Annotated in this window: 19 protein-coding genes; 17 read left to right on the top strand and 2 right to left on the bottom strand. The window is 43.0% G+C overall.

Translation table 11 applies throughout. The features are described 5' to 3' along the window. Positions 1-10 precede the first annotated feature (10 nt). From pstB to ACLV7H_RS06780, 3 genes are all read left to right on the top strand, one after another. Positions 11-769 (top strand): phosphate ABC transporter ATP-binding protein PstB, encoded by a 759-nt coding sequence (gene pstB / locus ACLV7H_RS06790; RefSeq protein ID WP_001287327.1) that lies wholly within the window; start codon positions 11-13, stop codon positions 767-769. A gap of 11 nt (positions 770-780) precedes the next feature. Continuing rightward, positions 781-1,434 (top strand): phosphate signaling complex protein PhoU, encoded by a 654-nt coding sequence (gene phoU, locus ACLV7H_RS06785; protein WP_000946469.1) that lies wholly within the window; start codon positions 781-783, stop codon positions 1,432-1,434. 157 nt (positions 1,435-1,591) lie between these two features. After that, positions 1,592-2,407: an ABC transporter substrate-binding protein gene (locus tag ACLV7H_RS06780; RefSeq protein WP_045590895.1), complete on the top strand. Its 816-nt coding sequence runs from the start codon at positions 1,592-1,594 to the stop codon at positions 2,405-2,407. A gap of 19 nt (positions 2,408-2,426) precedes the next feature. Here the strand turns inward: ACLV7H_RS06780 and ACLV7H_RS06775 are convergent, their stop codons facing one another. Then, a complete protein-coding gene (locus ACLV7H_RS06775) occupies positions 2,427-3,698 on the bottom strand; it encodes a PLP-dependent aminotransferase family protein (protein ID WP_045590896.1) in 1,272 nt (423 codons plus the stop codon). Between the two features lie 145 nt (positions 3,699-3,843). Here ACLV7H_RS06775 and budA point away from each other — a divergent pair, with 145 nt between their 5' ends. The 9 genes from budA to alaS all read left to right on the top strand — a co-directional run bounded on the left by budA (position 3,844) and on the right by alaS (position 13,658). After that, a complete protein-coding gene (gene budA, locus ACLV7H_RS06770; protein ID WP_061852467.1) occupies positions 3,844-4,575 on the top strand; it encodes an acetolactate decarboxylase in 732 nt (243 codons plus the stop codon). Positions 4,576-4,584: 9 nt separating this feature from the next. Further along, the gene (locus ACLV7H_RS06765; protein ID WP_227945973.1) at positions 4,585-5,337 is read left to right on the top strand and encodes a YhfC family intramembrane metalloprotease; all 753 of its coding nucleotides are present in this window, start codon (positions 4,585-4,587) and stop codon (positions 5,335-5,337) included. A gap of 111 nt (positions 5,338-5,448) precedes the next feature. Beyond that, entirely contained in the window at positions 5,449-6,354 is a 906-nt protein-coding gene (gene murB / locus ACLV7H_RS06760; protein ID WP_227945974.1) for a UDP-N-acetylmuramate dehydrogenase, read from the top strand. A gap of 139 nt (positions 6,355-6,493) precedes the next feature. Continuing rightward, positions 6,494-7,651, top strand: coding sequence for an ABC transporter ATP-binding protein (locus ACLV7H_RS06755; protein ID WP_227945975.1), 1,158 nt, complete (start codon positions 6,494-6,496; stop codon positions 7,649-7,651). Then, a complete protein-coding gene (locus tag ACLV7H_RS06750; RefSeq protein WP_169446275.1) occupies positions 7,632-8,438 on the top strand; it encodes an ABC transporter permease in 807 nt (268 codons plus the stop codon). Before ACLV7H_RS06755 ends, ACLV7H_RS06750 begins: the two co-directional genes overlap by 20 nt. Then, positions 8,435-9,208 (top strand): ABC transporter permease, encoded by a 774-nt coding sequence (locus tag ACLV7H_RS06745; RefSeq protein WP_000712722.1) that lies wholly within the window; start codon positions 8,435-8,437, stop codon positions 9,206-9,208. The genes ACLV7H_RS06750 and ACLV7H_RS06745 overlap by 4 nt, the downstream gene beginning before the upstream one ends. After that, positions 9,205-10,275, top strand: coding sequence for an ABC transporter substrate-binding protein (locus tag ACLV7H_RS06740; protein WP_045590904.1), 1,071 nt, complete (start codon positions 9,205-9,207; stop codon positions 10,273-10,275). The genes ACLV7H_RS06745 and ACLV7H_RS06740 overlap by 4 nt, the downstream gene beginning before the upstream one ends. 257 nt (positions 10,276-10,532) lie before the next feature. Further along, positions 10,533-11,018 carry an LURP-one-related/scramblase family protein gene (locus tag ACLV7H_RS06735; RefSeq protein ID WP_045590906.1) on the top strand — a complete coding sequence of 162 codons (486 nt, stop codon included), beginning with the start codon at positions 10,533-10,535 and terminating at the stop codon, positions 11,016-11,018. Positions 11,019-11,039: 21 nt separating this feature from the next. Then, complete coding sequence (alaS, locus tag ACLV7H_RS06730) at positions 11,040-13,658, top strand: alanine--tRNA ligase (protein ID WP_411866721.1); 2,619 nt, start codon at positions 11,040-11,042, stop codon at positions 13,656-13,658. Positions 13,659-13,745: 87 nt separating this feature from the next. Here the strand turns inward: alaS and ACLV7H_RS06725 are convergent, their stop codons facing one another. Further along, on the bottom strand, positions 13,746-15,194 hold the full coding sequence (locus ACLV7H_RS06725) for an alpha-amylase (protein WP_227945979.1): 1,449 nt from the start codon (positions 15,192-15,194) through the stop codon (positions 13,746-13,748). Between the two features lie 272 nt (positions 15,195-15,466). Between ACLV7H_RS06725 and ACLV7H_RS06720 the strand changes: the two genes are divergently transcribed. From ACLV7H_RS06720 to aroC, 5 genes are read left to right on the top strand one after another with little or no spacing between them, the layout of a single operon-like run. Further along, complete coding sequence (locus ACLV7H_RS06720; protein ID WP_045590909.1) at positions 15,467-16,630, top strand: class I SAM-dependent rRNA methyltransferase; 1,164 nt, start codon at positions 15,467-15,469, stop codon at positions 16,628-16,630. After that, on the top strand, positions 16,627-17,304 hold the full coding sequence (gene aroD, locus ACLV7H_RS06715; RefSeq protein WP_000767778.1) for a type I 3-dehydroquinate dehydratase: 678 nt from the start codon (positions 16,627-16,629) through the stop codon (positions 17,302-17,304). The genes ACLV7H_RS06720 and aroD overlap by 4 nt, the downstream gene beginning before the upstream one ends. Next, entirely contained in the window at positions 17,294-18,148 is an 855-nt protein-coding gene (locus ACLV7H_RS06710; RefSeq protein WP_045590910.1) for a shikimate dehydrogenase, read from the top strand. Before aroD ends, ACLV7H_RS06710 begins: the two co-directional genes overlap by 11 nt. Before the next feature lie 18 nt (positions 18,149-18,166). Next, positions 18,167-19,234 (top strand): 3-dehydroquinate synthase, encoded by a 1,068-nt coding sequence (aroB, locus tag ACLV7H_RS06705; RefSeq protein WP_045590911.1) that lies wholly within the window; start codon positions 18,167-18,169, stop codon positions 19,232-19,234. Between the two features lie 9 nt (positions 19,235-19,243). Further along, positions 19,244-20,410, top strand: coding sequence for a chorismate synthase (aroC, locus tag ACLV7H_RS06700; protein WP_045590912.1), 1,167 nt, complete (start codon positions 19,244-19,246; stop codon positions 20,408-20,410). Positions 20,411-20,418 lie beyond the last annotated feature (8 nt).

The raw sequence follows: 20,418 nt of genomic DNA, 5'->3' as shown, positions 1-20,418 counted from the left end.
AGGAAACGGTATGTCAGAAGCGATTTTACAGGTGTCAGACCTGTCCGTTTATTACAATAAAAAGAAGGCCTTGAACAGTGTTTCCCTTTCTTTCCAACCTAAGGAAATAACGGCCTTGATTGGTCCTTCTGGATCAGGAAAGTCCACTCTTCTCAAAGCCATCAACCGCATGGGCGATTTAAATCCTGAGGTGACAACAACAGGATCAGTAGTCTATAATGGTCACAATATCTACAGTCCCCGCACCGATACGGTTGAATTGCGTAAGGAAATTGGTATGGTCTTTCAACAGCCCAATCCCTTCCCTATGTCTATCTACGAAAATGTTGTCTATGGGCTGCGTATCAATGGGGTTAAGGATAAACATGTTTTGGATGAAGCAGTAGAAAAGGCCTTGCAACGTGCTTCTATCTGGGATGAAGTAAAGGATCGTTTGCATGATTCGGCCATTGGTCTCTCTGGTGGACAACAACAACGTGTTTGTGTTGCTCGTGTCTTAGCAACCAGTCCGAAAATTATCCTCTTAGATGAACCAACTTCAGCTTTGGATCCTATTTCTGCAGGTAAGATTGAGGAAACCTTGTATGGTCTGAAAGATAAATACACCATGCTCTTGGTGACGCGTTCGATGCAACAAGCCTCACGTATCTCTGATAAAACAGGATTTTTCCTAGATGGGGATTTAATCGAGTTTAACGATACGAAGAAGATGTTCCTAGACCCACAAAACAAGGAAACAGAAGATTATATTACAGGAAAATTTGGATAAGGAGTTGAATGATGTTACGATCTCAATTTGAAGAAGATTTGGAGAAATTGCACAACCAGTTCTATGCTATGGGACAAGAAGTGCTCTCGCAGATCAATCGTACAGTGCGTGCCTTTGTCACGCATGACCGTGATTTGGCAAAAGAAGTCATCGAAGACGATGCAGAAGTAAATGAATATGAAGTGAAGTTGGAAAAGAAATCATTTGAAATGATCGCCCTTCAACAACCTGTTTCGCAAGACCTTCGTACCGTCTTGACCGTTCTCAAGGCAGTGTCAGACGTGGAACGCATGGGAGATCATGCAGTGTCTATCGCTGAGGCGACTATTCGTATGAAGGGGGAGCAACGTATCCCTTCTGTTGAAGAAGAAATCAAAAAGATGGGACGCGACGTGAAAAACTTCGTCGAAGCAGCTCTAGATCTTTATCTCAACGGTTCTGTGGATCAAGCCTACGAAGTAGCGGCTATGGATGAAAAAATCAACCATTACTTTGATAGCATCCGTGATTTGGCTACAGAAGAAATTAGGAAAAATCCTGAAGCTATCGTTACAGGCCGTGATTACTTCCAGGTCATTTCTTTCTTGGAACGTATCGGAGACTACGCAAAAAATATCTGTGAATGGGTTGTTTACTTTGAAACAGGTAAGATTGTCGAACTATAAGAAACGGTTTAAATATACAGAAGAAAAGGCTGATTAAAATAAATCAGTCTTCTTTTTTATGAAAAGAATTGTTTTGCAATCAAAATCTCTAAAAGGGTTGACAACTATTTTTAAAAGAGTTATAATTATTCAGAATTAACAGAAAGGTCGTTTATTTATGAAATTTAAGAAATGGATAATAGTTGTGTGTAGCATGCTTGCCAGCATGGTTTTAGTAGCTTGCCAGTCAGGAACGGATAGTTCCCAGTCTGCTGTGGACGCTATTAAACAAAAAGGAAAGCTAGTCGTTGCGACCAGTCCAGACTATGCACCGTTTGAATTCCAAGCCTTGGTAGATGGTAAAAACCAAGTGGTTGGGGCAGATATTGATATGGCTCAAGCGATTGCGGATGAACTTGGAGTTAAGCTTGAAATCTCTAGCATGAGTTTTGACAATGTCTTGACCAGTCTTCAAACTGGAAAGGCTGACTTGGCCATTGCAGGAATTAGTGCCACTGATGAGAGAAAGGAAGTCTTTGACTTTTCAATTCCTTACTATGAAAATAAGATGAGTTTCTTGGTTAGAAAAACCGATTTAGACAAGTACAAGGATCTTTCAAGTCTCGCAAGTGCCAATATCGCAGCTCAAAAGGGAACTGTTCCAGAAACCATGGTCAAGGAACAATTACCAAATGCCCAATTGACATCCTTGACCAATATGGGTGAAGCAGTCAATGAATTGCAGGCTGGAAAAGTGGATGCTGTTCATATGGATGAACCAGTGGCTCTTAGCTACGCAGGCAAAAACTCAGACCTTGTTGTTGCATCTGTTAACTTGACGATGAAAGATGGCGAAGCCAATGCCGTTGCTATCAAGAAGGATCAATCAGACTTGAAAGCAGTAGTAGATAAGGTTATCCAAAAACTGAAAGATGACGGAACTTATCAAACCTATCTAGAAAAAGCAGCGAAACTAACAGAAGTTGAACAATAAGAAAAAGCAGAGTTGGACTTTAATCCAATTCTGCTTTTATGTATTCTAATAGCTCTTCTAGATTTTCAAGAGGAACTTTGGCGAACTGATAAGGACAGGCGTCCAAATAAGCCTTCTCAAAAAAGTCTAGTTTGAGTGAGCTGTGTTTCAAACTGGCAATTTTAGGATAGTGTCTCAAATCAAGGAGAAGCCCATCATGTAGAGGATAGTGGGGTAAGGGACAGGTGTTTTTTTCAAGTAGCTCCTTAATCTGAGCTTGATAGTTCTCTTGAAGGGTCAATCGAGCCAGTCGATTTTTTTCAAATAACTGGCTATCGATGTAAAGAGACAGAGCCTTTTGCATGATGAGATTGCTGTCATAGTCCAGGATATTTTTGTAGGCAACAAAGGCCTCTTTTAGGGCATTTGGGAGAATGAGAGCGGTAATACGAAGGGCTGGAAAGAGACTGGTTGAGAAGGACTTGATATAAATGACCCGATCTTCAGTATCCAGATAGTGGAAGGTTTGGCCCTTTCTAGGATCTAGGTCCCCTAAATAGTCATCCTCGACGATATATACACCATACTGATTTGCTAGATCCAAAATATCCCTTTTTTCCTGATCAGAATAGGAATGACCTAGGGGATAGTGGAAGCGAGGAATAGTGTAGAAAAACTTGATCTTCCCAGATTTGAATTGTTTTTCCAGTTCTTCAAGGTCAATGCCATCAATACGGCGTTCAATGGTCCTGTAGGCCAATCCCTGAGCGACCAAGAGGCGGTTCATCCGGTGGTAAGTCGGCTGTTCAACCAAAATCTCAGCTCCCTCGCTCGGAAAGTTAATCTGAGAAAGGATAAAAAGAGCTTGCTGGGTGCCAGATGTTAGAACCAGTTGGTCGGGTTTACAGTAGAGGGCTTGGTTGAAAAGAAGTTGATGAACAGATTGTCTGAGTTCCTTAAGGCCTTCTTGGTTGTCATAGTAGTTGAAGAGGTAGTTTTCTCGGCCTATCAGGGTTTCGTTGACACAGAGTCGGAAGTCGTCATAGGCACTGGCATGTTCGTCAGTGACTTCGATTTCCAAGTCCTGATGCTGTCCCTGTTCTAGAACATAGTAGCCACTTTGGGGTTTGGCATAGAGGTATTGTTCATGGCGTAATTCCAGTAGGGCTCGTTGGATAGTGTCCTTGCTACAATGAAAATCCAGACTTAATTGACGGATGGAGGGAAGCCGGCTACCTGTTGGGAATTTTCCTGATTCTATCCCCTTTTTTAGAAAGGAAACGACTGCTTGGTATTTACTTTCTTTCTTCATTCCAGACCTCCGTTGATTTTGTTACATTGTACCTTTTTTTTGCCTGCTTGGCAATGGGAAAAGCATTTCTCCCTTTCACAACTAGGAGCAAATGTGGTATACTTAGAAAGTATAATGATTCATTGAACAGAAGATAAGAAAGAGAATGGATAGAAAAGTGCAGGAACCGGTAAAATTATTTCAATACAATACTCTAGGTGCCCTAATGGCAGGTCTCTATGGCGGAACCATGACAGTGGGAGAATTGCTGGAACATGGTGATCTTGGTTTGGGGACTTTGGATTCGATTGACGGGGAGTTGATCGTCCTTGATGGCAAGGCTTATCAAGCCAAGGGGTCTGGTCAAACGCCTGAAATCGTTGAGGTGGCAGCGGATGCTCTTATTCCCTATGCAGCAGTGGTTCCTCATCAGGCAGAAGTGATTTTTCGTCAGCGCTTTGAGATGACGGACAAGGAATTGGAAAAGCGAATTGAGTCCTACTATGATGGGGAAAATCTTTTTCGTTCCATCAAGATTCATGGCGAATTTTCACAAATGCATGTGCGGATGATTCCCAAATCAACAACAGACACCAAGTTTGCGGAGGTTGCTACCCATCAGCCTGAATATAGTCGTGAAAATGTATCGGGAACCATCGTTGGGTTTTGGACACCGGAGATTTTCCATGGAGTAAGTGTTGCAGGCTACCATTTGCATTTTATCTCAGATGATTTGACCTTTGGCGGGCATGTGATGGACTTTGTTATCAAGGAAGGCATGATCGAGGTTGGGGCAGTCGACCAGTTGGACCAACGTTTTCCAGTCCAAGATCGCCAGTATTTATTTGCCAAATTTAATGTTGACGAGATGAAAAAAGATATTGATAAGTCAGAATAGGAGAAAAAAATGACAGTACATATTATCCTCACCATGATCGCTTTAGTTCTCATTCTAGTATGTGTAACTTGGTATGCCAAAAAACGGTTTAAAATCTCTCTTGCAGTGATGGGCTTGGGGGCAATCGCATTTTTTGTTTCTTCTCAAGTGTTAGAGAAGATGGTTCACCTTCTGGTACTCCATCCGCAAAAAGATGGAACCATTCCGCTCATGCAGGAGCAGCCTTTCTTATATGTCCTTTATGGAATCGCCATGGCAGCCCTCTTTGAGGAAACAGCTCGTCTTATCTTTTTTAAATGGTTGGAGAAAAAGAGAAGGCTAGAAGATCGAGATGCTTTGGCTTATGGTTTGGGTCATGGGGGTTTGGAGATGCTCTATCTCGGAATGGGAAGCTTGATCAGTTTGTTGATTCTCTTTTCACTCATTCAGTCTTCAAATACTGATGTAGCCAATCTCCTTCCAAAGACTACACTCGAAACGGTCCAATCACTTTCTGTATGGCAGGTTTATTTACTAGGAGTTGAGCGTGTGCTTGCTCTGGTTCTGCAAATTGGTCTCTCTATCTGGGTCTATCAAAGTGTTCGTCAAAAGAAATGGATCTACCTCCTTGCTGCCTATGGTTTGCATGCCTTGTTTGACTTGGCTCCAGCCTTATCTCAGGTAGGCTGGATTGCAAATCCGCTTCTAGTTGAGTTTATTCTTCTCGTAGAACTTTTAGTCTTTATCTGGCTAACCAAATCTACATTTTGGAAAAAATCATAAAAAGAGGGGTGACCTCTTTTTTTATGTAAAGATAAAACAAGCTCTTTTTATGGTCGTCAAATGTCTCTAAAAATGGTATAATGGAATGAATTTTGAAAAAGGAAGAGTGACATGTCAGTAAAAGAAAAAATGCTTGAAGTCTTAGAAGGAATCGATATTCGTTTTAAGGAACCTTTGAAGACCTATACCTATACCAAGGTAGGAGGTCGAGCGGATTATCTAGTTTTGCCACGCAATCGCTATGAGATGGCCCGTGTCGTCCAATTTGCCAATCAAGAGAATATTCCCTGGATGGTGCTAGGAAATGCCAGCAATATCATTGTTCGTGAAGGTGGAATCCGTGGTTTTGTCATCTTGTGTGATAAGCTTAATAACGTTTCGGTTGATGGCTATACCATCGAAGCAGAAGCAGGAGCCAACTTGATCGAAACGACACGTATTGCCCTTCGTCATAGTTTGACTGGTTTTGAGTTTGCTTGTGGGATTCCTGGAAGCATCGGCGGTGCAGTCTTTATGAATGCGGGTGCCTATGGAGGAGAGATTGCCCATATCTTGCAGTCTTGTCAAGTTTTGACCAAAGAAGGGGAAATCGAGACCTTGTCAGTCAAGGACTTGGCTTTTGGTTACCGCCATTCAGCTATTCAGGATTCTGGGGCTGTTGTTTTGTCAGCTAAATTTGCCCTAGCTCCAGGAAATCACCAGGTTATCAAGCAAGAAATGGACCGCTTGACGCACCTTCGCGAACTCAAACAACCTCTAGAATACCCATCTTGTGGTTCAGTCTTTAAGCGTCCAGTGGGGCATTTTGCAGGTCAGTTGATTTCAGAGGCTGGTTTGAAGGGCTATCGTATCGGTGGTGTTGAAGTCTCAGAAAAGCATGCAGGCTTTATGATTAATGTAGCCGATGGGACTGCAAGAGATTATGAAGACTTAATTGAGTCTGTCATTGAAAAAGTTAAAGAACATTCAGGTGTTACCTTAGAGCGAGAAGTTCGTATCTTGGGTGAACACGAATAACATTATTTTTACATAGCATTCAAAGATTGGGATTTTATCGCTAAATGAGGTTTAGGTCATTTTATTTCCTACGCTTGTGTCTAGCATTCTAACAAGGTCCCAATCTGTTAATTTACGAAGAAGAAGGAATTTAGAGGAATTGAAAAAACCAATTATTGAATTCAAAAACGTCTCTAAAGTTTTTGAAGACAGCAACACCAAGGTTCTCAAAGACATTAACTTTGAGTTGGAAGAAGGGAAATTTTACACTCTTTTAGGCGCATCCGGTTCAGGAAAATCAACCATTCTAAACATCATTGCAGGTTTACTGGATGCGACGACAGGGGATATTTTACTAGATGGGGTGCGTATCAATGATATCCCAACTAATAAACGAGATGTCCATACCGTCTTCCAATCCTATGCCTTGTTTCCACATATGAATGTGTTTGAAAATGTTGCCTTTCCACTCCGCTTGCGTAAGATTGACAAGAAAGAAATCGAGCAACGCGTAACGGAAGTTCTCAAGATGGTTCAGTTGGAAGGTTATGAAAAACGTTCCATCCGTAAACTCTCTGGAGGACAACGTCAGCGTGTAGCCATTGCCCGTGCCATCATCAACCAACCTCGTGTGGTCTTGTTGGATGAGCCTTTGTCAGCGCTGGACTTGAAATTGCGAACAGACATGCAGTACGAACTGCGTGAACTGCAACAACGATTGGGAATTACCTTTGTCTTTGTCACTCACGATCAGGAGGAAGCCTTGGCCATGAGTGACTGGATTTTCGTTATGAACGATGGCGAGATTGTTCAATCAGGAACACCAGTGGACATCTATGATGAGCCGATTAACCACTTTGTAGCTACCTTTATCGGTGAGTCCAACATCCTGCCAGGAACCATGATTGAGGACTACTTGGTTGAGTTTAACGGCAAACGTTTTGAAGCGGTCGATGGTGGGATGAAGCCAAACGAACCTGTGGAAGTTGTTATTCGTCCAGAGGACTTGCACATCACTCTTCCTGAAGAAGGTAAGCTCCAAGTTAAGGTAGATACTCAGCTTTTCCGTGGGGTTCACTACGAGATTATCGCCTACGACGAACTTGGTAATGAATGGATGATTCACTCAACTCGCAAGGCTATTGTGGGTGAGGAAATCGGTCTGGACTTTGAACCAGAAGACATCCATATCATGCGTCTCAACGAAACCGAAGAAGAGTTCGATGCTCGTATCGAAGAATACGTAGAAATCGAAGAGCAAGAAGCAGGTCTGATTAATGCGATCGAGGAGGAAAGAGATGAAGAAAACAACCTCTAAACTCTTTGTAGTGCCCTATATGCTTTGGATTGCCCTCTTTGTTCTCGCACCCTTGGTCTTGATTTTTGGACAATCCTTTTTCAACATTGAAGGCCAGTTTAGTTTAGAAAACTATAAATCTTACTTTGCGTCACAAAACTTGACCTATCTTAAAATGAGTTTTAACTCAGTGCTCTATGCGGGGATTGTGACCATAGTAACGCTTTTCATCAGCTATCCGACAGCCCTCTTTTTGACTCGTCTCAAGCACCGTCAACTCTGGCTCATGCTGATTATCCTGCCGACATGGATTAATTTGCTCCTTAAGGCTTATGCCTTTATCGGTATTTTTGGTCAGAATGGCTCCATTAACCAATTCTTGGAATTTATCGGAATCGGTTCACAGCAGTTGCTCTTTACTGATTTCTCCTTTATTTTTGTCGCAAGCTATATCGAGCTTCCCTTTATGATTTTGCCAATCTTCAATGTCTTGGATGATATGGATAACAATCTCATCAATGCCAGCTATGACCTCGGTGCGACCAAGTGGGAAACCTTCCGCCATGTCATCTTCCCTTTATCTATGAATGGTGTGCGAAGTGGGGTTCAGTCGGTCTTTATCCCAAGTTTGAGTCTCTTCATGCTGACACGTTTAATCGGTGGGAACCGCGTTATCACCCTGGGGACGGCCATTGAGCAAAACTTCCTGACAAATGACAACTACGGTATGGGTTCAACCATCGGTGTGATTCTCATCCTGACCATGTTCATCACCATGTGGGTGACCAAGGAAAGGAGAGAACGATGAAAAAATTTGCCAATCTCTACCTAGCCTTTGTCTTTATCATCCTATATTTGCCAATCTTTTACTTGATTGGCTATGCCTTTAATGCTGGCGATGATATGAACAGCTTTACTGGTTTTAGCTTGAGCCATTTTCAAACCATGTTTGGTGATGGTCGTCTCATGTTGATCCTCACTCAAACCTTTTTCTTGGCCTTTCTATCAGCCTTGATAGCGACCATTATCGGGACTTTCGGTGCTATTTACATCTATCAGTCTCGTAAGAAATACCAAGAAGCCTTTTTATCACTCAATAATATCCTCATGGTTGCGCCTGACGTTATGATTGGTGCTAGCTTCTTGATTCTCTTTACCCAGCTTAAGTTTTCACTTGGCTTTTTGACAGTTCTATCTAGTCACGTGGCCTTTTCCATCCCTATCGTGGTCTTGATGGTCTTGCCTCGTCTCAAGGAGATGAATGATGATATGATTCATGCGGCTTATGACCTTGGTGCCAGTCAGTTTCAGATGTTTAAGGAAATCATGCTTCCTTACCTGACACCGTCTATCATTGCAGGTTATTTCATGGCTTTTACCTACTCGCTGGATGACTTTGCCGTGACCTTCTTCGTAACGGGAAATGGCTTTTCAACCCTCTCGGTTGAGATTTACTCTCGTGCTCGTAAGGGGATTTCGTTAGAGATCAATGCCCTGTCTGCACTTGTCTTTCTCTTTAGTATTATCCTAGTTGTAGGTTATTACTTTATCTCACGTGAGAAGGAGGAGCAAGCATGAAAAAACTCTATTCATTTTTAGCAGGAATTGCAGCAATTATCCTTGTCTTGTGGGGGATTGCGACTCATTTAGACAGTAAAATCAACAGTCGAGACAGTCAGAAATTGGTTATCTATAACTGGGGGGACTATATCGATCCCGAACTCTTGGAGAAATTCACAGAAGAAACAGGGATCCAAGTTCAGTACGAGACCTTTGATTCTAACGAAGCCATGTATACCAAAATCAAGCAGGGTGGAACAACCTATGATATTGCTATCCCGAGTGAGTACATGATCAATAAGATGAAGGACGAAGACCTCTTGGTTCCTCTTGATTATTCAAAAATTGAAGGAATCGAAAATATCGGACCAGAGTTTCTCAACCAGTCTTTTGACCCGAGCAATAAATTCTCCATCCCATACTTCTGGGGGACCTTGGGAATTGTCTACAATGAAACCATGATAGATGAGGCGCCTGAGCATTGGGATGACCTCTGGAAACCAGAATACAAGGATTCCATCATGCTCTTTGATGGGGCGCGTGAGGTGCTGGGACTCGGGCTTAACTCACTTGGTTACAGTCTCAACTCCAAGGATCCTCAGCAGTTGGAAGAGACAGTGGATAAGCTCTACAAATTGACTCCAAATATCAAGGCCATTGTGGCAGACGAGATGAAGGGTTACATGATTCAGAACAACGCTGCTATCGGTGTGACTTTCTCTGGGGAAGCTAGGCAGATGTTGGAGAAAAATCCTAACCTCAAGTATGTCGTTCCGACTGAGGCCAGCAATCTCTGGTTTGATAACATGGTCATTCCAAAAACTGTGAAAAACCAAGATGCAGCCTATGCCTTTATCAACTTTATGTTAAAACCCGAAAATGCTCTCAAAAATGCGGAGTATGTGGGCTACTCAACACCAAACCTACCAGCCAAGGAAATGCTCCCAGAGGAGACTCGTGAGGACAAATCCTTCTATCCAGACGCTGATACCATGAAACACCTAGAAGTTTATGAGAAATTTGACCATAAATGGACAGGCAAATACAGCGACCTCTTCCTACAGTTTAAAATGTATCGAAAGTAGGAGATATGCTTTCTTGTCAGCTTTCCTAGTTGACTCAAACTCAAAAAAACGATATAATAAGAAAGTTGAGAATTGATTTTCACTTGTCTTAGCCCAGAGAATTGGCGGTGCTGCGAGCCATCTAAGCTAGGAAGTCATGCTACTCAATCTAACAATTGCATAAGAATAAGAGAATGACAAGTTCATTGAATGAAGGTGGTACCGCGGTTTTTCGCCCTTCGTGATGTGAGCTTGTCTTTTGATTTTTGGAGGTGTTTATGAGAACATTTCATGTCAAACAAAAATTTCGCCTTGGTGGTGAACGTTTTGATATCAAGGATGATAGGGGAGAAATCGCCTATCAGGTAGAGGGTTCTTTTTTTAAGATTCCCAAAACCTTTACTATCTATGATGCTGATAACCAAAAGGTCAGTGAGATTCGAAAAGAGGTCTTAACCTTCTTGCCTCGTTTTGAAATTCAACTGACTAATGGAGATAGCTTTTATATCCGCAAGAAATTTACTTTCTTTAGAGATAAATATGAATTTGATAATCTTGGTCTTCGTATCGAAGGGAATATATGGGATTTAAATTTTAAACTTCTTGATGACCGTGACCAAGTGATAGCTGAGATAGGGAAAGAACTTTTCCATTTAACCTCAACCTACAACGTAACTGTCTATGAAGACCCTTATGCAGATTTGGTCATTTCCCTTTGTGTCGCGATTGACTATGTGGAGATGCTAGAAAGCCAATCAAATTAAACAAGTAAATAAGGAGATATTATGAAACAACTATCTAGTGCTCAAGTTCGCCAAATGTGGCTGGATTTCTGGGCAAGTAAAGGCCACTCTGTAGAACCATCAGTCAGCTTGGTTCCTGTAAATGACCCAACTCTTTTGTGGATCAACTCTGGGGTAGCAACTTTAAAGAAATACTTTGACGGAACCATCATTCCTGAAAATCCACGTATTACCAATGCGCAAAAAGCCATCCGTACCAACGACATCGAAAACGTAGGGAAGACTGCACGTCACCATACCATGTTTGAAATGTTGGGGAACTTCTCTATCGGGGATTACTTCCGTGATGAAGCGATTACTTGGGCTTATGAGCTTTTGACAAGCCCAGAATGGTTTGATTTCCCAGCTGAGAAACTCTATATGACCTACTATCCAGATGATAAAAATTCATACAACCGTTGGATTGAAGTGGGAGTAGATCCTAGCCACTTGATCCCGATCGAGGACAACTTCTGGGAAATCGGTGCGGGACCTTCTGGACCAGACACAGAGATTTTCTTTGACCGAGGAGAAGCATTTGACCCAGAAAATATCGGTATTCGCCTTCTAGCAGAAGATATCGAAAACGACCGTTATATCGAAATCTGGAATATCGTTTTGTCACAATTTAACGCGGATCCTGCTGTTCCTCGTAGCGAATACAAGGAATTGCCACACAAAAACATTGATACAGGCGCTGGTTTGGAGCGTTTGGTGGCGGTTATCCAAGGTGCTAAGACAAACTTTGAAACAGACCTCTTCATGCCGATTATCCGTGAAGTAGAGAAATTGTCTGGTAAGGTTTACGACCAAGATGGCGATAACATGAGCTTTAAGGTCATTGCGGACCATATTCGTTCTTTGTCATTTGCCATCGGTGATGGTGCCCTTCCAGGAAATGAAGGTCGTGGTTATGTCCTTCGTCGTCTTCTCCGTCGTGCTTCTATGCACGGCCAAAAATTGGGTATCAATGAGCCTTTCCTTTACAAACTCGTTCCAACTGTTGGAAAAATCATGGAAAGCTACTACCCAGAAGTGCTTGAAAAACGGGACTTTATTGAAAAAATTGTGAAGAACGAGGAAGAGTCATTTGCCCGTACCCTTCATTCAGGTCAACACTTTGCAGAAACCATTGTAGCTGATTTGAAAGCGAAAGGTCAAAACGTTATCGCGGGGCAAGATGTCTTCAAACTCTACGACACATATGGATTCCCAGTTGAATTGACAGAAGAAATCGCTGAAGAAGCTGGGATGACTGTCGACCGTGAAGGTTTTGAAGCAGCCATGAAAGAACAGCAAGAACGTGCGCGTGCGTCAGCTGTCAAAGGCGGCTCAATGGGTATGCAAAATGAAACCCTTCAAAACATTACAGTGGAAAGTGTCTTCAACTACAATGCCAGCCAATTGCCTTCTAAGTTGGTGGCTATCGTAGCGGACAATGCTGAAGTAGAAGCTGTATCTGAAGGAACTGCCTCTCTTATCTTTGCAGAGACTCCATTCTACGCTGAAATGGGTGGACAAGTAGCTGACCATGGTCAAATCTTGGATGCTGCAGGAAACCTTGTGGCTACTGTGACAGATGTTCAAAAAGCACCAAATGGACAACCACTCCATACCGTTGAAGTTCTTGCTCCTCTTGCTTTGAACCAAGAATACATCTTGGCAATTGATACCAATCGTCGTCACCGTGTCATGAAAAACCACACAGCGACTCACTTGCTCCATGCGGCCCTCCACAATATCCTTGGTCACCATGCGACACAAGCAGGATCTCTGAACGAAGTCGAATTCCTTCGCTTTGACTTCACGCACTTCCAAGCCGTAACTCCCGAAGAGTTGCGCGCCATTGAACAGCAAGTCAATGAGAAAATTTGGGAAGCAATTGCTGTAGAAACTGTTGAGACAGATATTGATACCGCTAAAGAAATGGGAGCTATGGCCCTCTTTGGTGAGAAATACGGTAAGGAAGTCCGCGTTGTTACAATTGGTGACTACTCAGTGGAACTTTGTGGTGGTACCCACGTTGGCAACACTTCTGAGATTGGTCTCTTCAAGATTGTCAAAGAAGAAGGAATCGGATCAGGAACTCGCCGTATCTTAGCGGTAACTGGTAAGGAAGCCTTTGAAGCTTACCGTGAGCAAGAAGACGCTTTGAAAGCTGTCGCAGTAACTCTTAAAGCACCTCAACTCAAAGAAGTACCTCACAAGGTTGAAGGTCTTCAAGAGCAACTCCGTCAACTTCAAAAAGAAAATGCAGAGTTGAAGGAAAAAGCAGCAGCAGCAGCCGCAGGTGATGTCTTCAAGAATGTTCAAGAAGCAAACGGACACCGTTACATTGCAAGCCAAGTTTCTGTATCAGATGCAGGTGCCCTTCGTACCTTTGCGGATAACTGGAAACAAAAAGACTACTCTGGCGTGCTTGTCCTAGTTGCCGCTATCGGTGACAAAGTCAATGTCCTTGTAGCAAGCAAGACAAAAGATGTGCATGCAGGAAACCTTGTCAAAGAATTGGCTCCAATCGTCGATGGACGTGGTGGTGGTAAACCAGACATGGCCATGGCAGGAGGAAGCAACCAAGCGAAAATCCAAGAACTTTTGGATGCAGTAGCAGGTAAATTGTAAGACAATAAAGATCTATCCATTTGGGTAGGTCTTTTTGTGCATACAAAAAAGCCAAATCCAGTCGGATTTGGCTTGTAACTGATAGGTTTATTTTGTTGCCCAGACACTGACTGAACCCGCTGCTACCGGAAATTCTCCATAACCGTCAGCATCAATTGTGACTTGGTCTTGGTGATTTCCAAGTAAATCTACAAAGGTTTGGTTAGCCCATTCTTGCCCGACAAACATAGCCTTGCCGTTTTCTTGGTCATTTGAAATCAAGACTGCGATTGGGGATTGATGTTCAGCGCCTGAACGAACCCATCCAATACAGTTGGCATCGTCAAAGTAGTCTGTTTGCTCTCCATAGGCCAAGTCTTTTCGGATGGCTAGGAGACGGTCAAGAACTTCTCTGAAATCTTGTTGAGCAAATTGCCCTGAAATACCGTAATAATCTCCGTAAAAGACACATGGAAGTCCATCTTGGCGTAATAGAATAAGGGCATAGGCTGCTGGCTTGAACCATTCTTCAACAGTAGACTCAAGGGCTTGTCCTCGTTGAGTATCATGGTTGTCCACGAAAGTGACAGCCTTATCAGCTTTAATTTCCACTAAACTATCGGTAAAAATACTACGAAGGTCGTAGCTTGATCCAGCTTGACTGGCTTCAAAGAAATTTTGGTGGAGACGAACATCGACAAGGTCAAAGCGCTCCTCAATTTTTTCAAGATAGTCTAGATTGGCTTCCTTGTCTGGATTCCAAAATTCCCCAAAAACATAGAAATCTTCTCCGTATTTTTCCTTCATATCACGGATGAAATTGCCCATAAAGAAGGAGTCGATGTGCTTAACGGCATCCAAACGGAAACCAGCTACACCAGTCGTTTCCATGAACCAGTCAGCCCAGTCATAGATGTTTTGGATGACTTCAGGGTGCTTAAAGTCCAGGTCGGCATACATGAGGTAGTCGTAGTTACCGTTTTCGTTATCGACCAATTCCTCGTTGGCCCAACCTTTATTGTCTCCTTGGATCAGGTAAATACCAGACTTACGGCGTTTGGCATCGTAGTCTGTACCTGTGAAGTGGTACCAGTGCCAGTGGAAGTCATTGTAAGTATCTTGGCGACCATCGAAAGTAAAGTGAGTCCAGCCATTGATAGTAAAGGGCTCGCTTAGTTGAACGGTACGATCCTCAGGGTTCACTTCAATAACCTGAAAGGCTTCCATATGATCGGCAGCAGCCTTGTGATTGAGCACCACATCGGCCATAGGTTGAATTCCCTGTGCTTTTAGGGCTTGAATGGCTTGAAGATAGTCTTCTTTAAACCCATACTTGGTGCGGACAGTCCCTTTTTGGTTAAACTCGCCTAAGTCGAATAAGTCATAGACCCCATAGCCGACATCTTTTTCGTTGGTTGCCTTGAAGGCAGGTGGCATCCAGACATGGCTGATGCCAAGGTTTGCTAGGTGCTCTGCGTCATTTGTCAGTCGAGCCCAGTGTTGGCCGTCATGAGGCAAATACCATTCAAAGTATTGCATAAGTGTCTGATTTTGCATTGTTTTTCCTCTTGCTTATCAATGTTGTGTTTTATTCTACCATAAAGTTTAGAACTAGGCAAACGTTTGCGCAAGATTCTATACTCATTTCTGAAATTGTCTATTTTTATCGATTACAATCTCTCTTTCCATTATAAGGGAAAGGATGTTTTGGTGGAAAAGTAAATGGCATATACTTATTTTAACAAAAATGACACTCAGTAAACTAAAGTACATATGGTTAAACGGTTTCTTTTTTGAGAATTGTCAAAAAATTTGCTATAATAGTAGCTATGAATAGAATTAGGGTCAGCAGACGTGTTGAAAAAAAGCTAGCTAAGGGTCTAGTTCTTTTGGAAGCGAGTGATTTAACAGATATTGAACTGATGGATCAGGAAGTAGAAGTTCTTAGTCAAGACGGAAAGTTTTTAGGGAGTGCCTATCTTTCTCAGCAGAACAAGGGCATAGGTTGGTTCATCAGCAAGGAAAGGGTTCGTTTCAATCAATCCTTTTTTGATATTCTGTTTCGTAAGGCCAAGGAAGCTAGAAAGCCTTATTTTCAAGATGACTTGACTACTGCCTTTCGCCTTTTTAACCAAGAGGGGGATGGTTTTGGTGGTCTGACTGTTGATCTCTATGGAGATTATGCTGTCTTTTCTTGGTACAACTCCTTTGTTTACCAGATTAGTGAGCTGATCGTAAAGGCTTTTAAGGAAGTCTTTCCTGAGATTTTGGGAGCATATGAAAAGATTCGTTTTAAAGGTCTAGATTACGAGTCTGCTCATGTTTATGGTGAGAAAGCGCCAGACTACTTTACTGTTCTTGAGAATGGCGTGCTCTATCAGGTCTTTATGAATGATGGCTTGATGACAGGAATTTTCCTAGACCAGCATGAGGTTCGTGGGAGTTTGGTTGACGGTCTAGCCGTGGGCAAATCCTTGCTCAATATGTTTTCCTATACAGCTGCCTTTTCAGTTGCTGCAGCTATGGGAGGCGCCAGTGAGACGACTTCTGTCGATTTGGCCAAACGGTCTAGAGAGCTGTCAGAAGCTCATTTTCATGCAAATGGACTCAGCACGGACAATCACCGTTTTATCGTCATGGATGTCTTTGAGTACTTCAAGTATGCCAAGCGAAAAGGCTTGACCTATGATGTGATTGTGCTTGATCCGCCGAGCTTTGCCCGCAATAAAAAACAAACTTTCTCTGTAGCTAAGGACTATCACAAGTTGATTTCCCAGGGTCTAGAGATTTTAAATCCGGGAGGCATTATCATTGCAAGTACCAATGCTGCAAATGTTTCCCGCCAGAAATTTACAGAACAAATTGATAAAGGTTTTGCAGGAAGAAAATATCAGATCTTAAACCAATATGGTCTTCCAGCAGACTTTGCCTATAATAAAAAAGATGAAAGCAGTAATTACCTCAAGGTGATTAGTATGAAGGTTAGTAGATGAAATTAATCGTTTCAGTAATGCCAAGAAGTTTAGAAGAAGCGCAAGAACTGGATGCCACTAGGTATGAAGATGCCGATATCATTGAGTGGCGTGCGGACTTTCTTACAAAGGACGCTATTTTACAGGTAGCACCCGCTATCTTTGAGAAATTTGCAGGACGCGAACTTGTCTTTACCCTTCGGACTCGCGCTGAGGGAGGAGAAATCGAACTTTCCTCAGAAGAGTATGTTCAAATTATCAAGGAAGTTACTCAACTCTATCAGCCGGATTATGTAGATTTTGAGTATTTCAGCTACAAGGACGTTTTTGAGGAAATGTTGGATTTTCCAAATCTCGTATTGAGCTATCATAATTTCCAAGAGACACCTGAAAACATGATGGAAATCCTGTCTGAGTTGACCAGTCTCTCTCCGAAAGTGGTCAAGGTATCAGTTATGGCCCATACGGAGCAGGATGTTTTAGACCTGATGAACTACACTCGAGGATTTAAAACACTCAACCCTGAGCAAGAGTACGTGACCATTTCCATGGGGAAAATGGGCAAAGTATCACGCATTACTTCAGATGTGACGGGTTCGAGTTGGTCATTTGCTAGTCTTGATGAAGCGAGTGCCCCAGGTCAGATTTCTCTATCAAACATGAAGAAAATCAGGGAGATTTTGGATGAAGCTTGATGGCAATACGCGTTTAGCTGCAGTTGTTGCAAATCCCATCAAACACTCTATTTCACCCTTCATCCACAATAGGGCCTTTGAGGCGACAGCTACCAATGGTGTCTATGTGGCTTGGGAGATTGAAGCGGGTGACTTGGCAGAAACAGTCGCCAATATTCGCCGTTACCAGATGTTTGGGATCAATCTCTCCATGCCTTACAAGGAGCAAGTGATTCCTTATCTGGATGAGTTGAGTGATGAGGCTCGTTTGATTGGGGCAGTCAATACAGTTGTTAATCAAGACGGAACGTTAATTGGATATAATACAGATGGCAAGGGATTCTTTAAGAGCTTGCCTTCTTTTACAATCTCGGATAAGAGAATGACCATTCTGGGGGCAGGTGGTGCGGCCAAATCCATTTTGGCACAGGCTATTTTGGATGGCGTCAGTCAGATTTCTATCTTTGTGCGTTCAGCTTCTATGGAAAAAACAAGACCTTACCTAGACAAGTTGCAGGAGCAAACAAGTTTTAAAGTGGACTTGTATGCTTTAGAAGATCTTTCTGAACTGCAAGAAAAGATTGCCAAGTCGGACCTGCTCGTCAATGCGACTAGTGTGGGGATGGATGGTCAGTCGTCCCCAGTTCCAGAAAGCATCAATTTGCCAGAGGCTCTCTTGGTCGCAGATATCATTTACCAACCCTTTGAAACACCATTTTTGAAATGGGCTAGAAGCCAGGACAATCCAGCCGTCAATGGTCTGGGAATGTTGCTCTATCAAGCTGCTGAAGCTTTTCAATTGTGGACAGGTAAAGAAATGCCGACAGACGAGATTTGGCAGTCTTTAACAGAAAAATACCAATAAAGAAAAGGAGACCCTACTATGAAAATCAGAATCGATATTCCGCATCATCCTTATGATATTCAGATTGAAAAAGGTTGTCTATCGCAAGCAGGTCAGTGGTTGAAAGAACTCTGGCAACCTCAAAAGTTAGTCATTGTGACAGATAACCATGTAGCTTCTCTCTATGCAGAGAAGGTTAAACTCAGCCTAGAAGATGCTGGTTTTCAGGTAGCTGTTTTTGACTTTTTAGAAGGCGAAGAACGAAAAAATTTAACCACTGTTCAGAAAGTCTATGAGTTTCTAGTTAAGCAGGGGTTGACTCGTAGCGATGGAATCGTGGCTCTTGGTGGTGGTGTCGTAGGGGATCTGGCTGGTTTCGTAGCCTCTACCTATATGCGGGGTATTCACTTTGTTCAGATTCCGACTAGTTTGACAGCCCAGGTTGATTCTTCTATCGGTGGTAAGACAGGCGTCAACACTCCATTTGCTAAAAATATGGTGGGGACCTTTGCCCAACCTGATGGGGTTCTGATTGACCCGCTTGTCCTAGAAACGCTTGGGAAAAGAGAGCTGATTGAAGGGATGGGTGAGGTCATCAAGTATGGCTTGATCGAGGATCCAGAACTTTGGGCTCTCTTAACGGAACTAGATGGTTCTGTAGAGAGCATTCTGGAACATGCAGAGACTTTGATTGAACATTCTTGTCAGGTTAAGCGCAAGATGGTGGTTGAGGATGAGTTGGATAACGGTGTTCGCCTTTACCTCAATTTTGGGCACACTATTGGCCATGCCATTGAAGCGACTGCCGGTTATGGCAAGGTCATGCATGGAGAAGCTGTGGCCATGGGCATGGTGCAGATTTCCAAGGTTGCTGAGGAAAAAGGCCTCATGCCAGCTGGCATTACTCAGTCCATCACAGAAATGTGTCAGAAATTTGGCTTGCCTGTTGACTATGAAAAATGGGATGTTGACAAGCTTTATCAGGCTTTGACTCATGACAAGAAGGCACGTGGCAACACCTTGAAATTGGTCTTGGTGCCAGAGCTTGGTTCTGCAACCATCCACCCAGTTTCTCTGGAAGAGATGAAAGACTACTTGGTAAAATAAGGAGAACGTATGAGATATTTAACTGCAGGAGAATCACACGGTCCCCGTCTGACGGCTATCATCGAGGGAATTCCAGCAGGTCTGCCTTTGACAGCAGAGGCCATCGATGAGGATTTGAAACGTCGTCAGGGTGGATATGGTCGTGGTGGTCGTATGAAAATTGAGAGTGACCAGGTTGTCTTTACTTCGGGCGTTCGTCACGGGAAGACGACTGGGGCTCCTATTACCATGAATGTCGTCAATAAAGACCACCAAAAATGGTTGGATATTATGTCTGCTGAGGACATTGAAGACCGCCTAAAAAGCAAACGGAAAATCACTCATCCTCGGCCAGGTCATGCCGACTTGGTAGGTGGCATCAAGTACCGTTTTGATGATTTGCGTAATTCCTTGGAGCGTTCATCCGCCCGTGAAACAACCATGCGAGTAGCCGTTGGGGCAGTAGCCAAACGTCTATTAGCTGAGCTAGATATGGAGATTGCCAACCATGTCGTGGTCTTTGGTGGTAAGGAAATCGATGTTCCTGAAAATCTAACAGTCGCTGAGATTAAGGAACGAGCAGCCCAGTCTGAAGTTTCTATTGTCAACCAAGAACGAGAACAAGAAATCAAGGACTATATTGACCAAATCAAGCGTGACGGTGATACCATCGGAGGGGTTGTGGAAACAGTCGTCGGAGGTGTTCCAGTTGGTCTCGGTTCCTATGTCCAATGGGACAGAAAATTGGATGCCAAACTAGCCCAAGCAGTTGTTTCCATCAATGCCTTTAAAGGGGTGGAATTTGGTCTTGGGTTTGAGGCAGGTTACCTTAAAGGAAGCCAGGTTATGGATGAAATTCTCTGGTCTAAAGAAGACGGCTATACCCGTCGCACCAATAATCTAGGTGGTTTCGAAGGTGGTATGACCAATGGGCAACCAATTGTTATTCGAGGTGTCATGAAACCCATTCCCACTCTCTATAAACCATTGATGAGTGTGGATATCGAGACTCACGAACCCTATAAGGCAACTGTTGAGAGAAGTGATCCGACCGCTCTGCCAGCAGCTGGGGTAGTCATGGAAGCCGTTGTGGCAACGGTTCTGGCACAAGAAATCCTTGAAAAATTCTCATCAGATAATCTTGAGGAATTAAAAGAAGCGGTAGCCAAACACCGAGACTATACAAAGAACTATTAAGGAGTTCC

Origin of the sequence: Streptococcus oralis (genome assembly GCF_965111685.1) — a bacterium.
Classification (GTDB): Bacteria; Bacillota; Bacilli; order Lactobacillales; family Streptococcaceae; genus Streptococcus; species Streptococcus oralis_B.
This window is presented reverse-complemented; position numbering and strand designations above follow the sequence as displayed.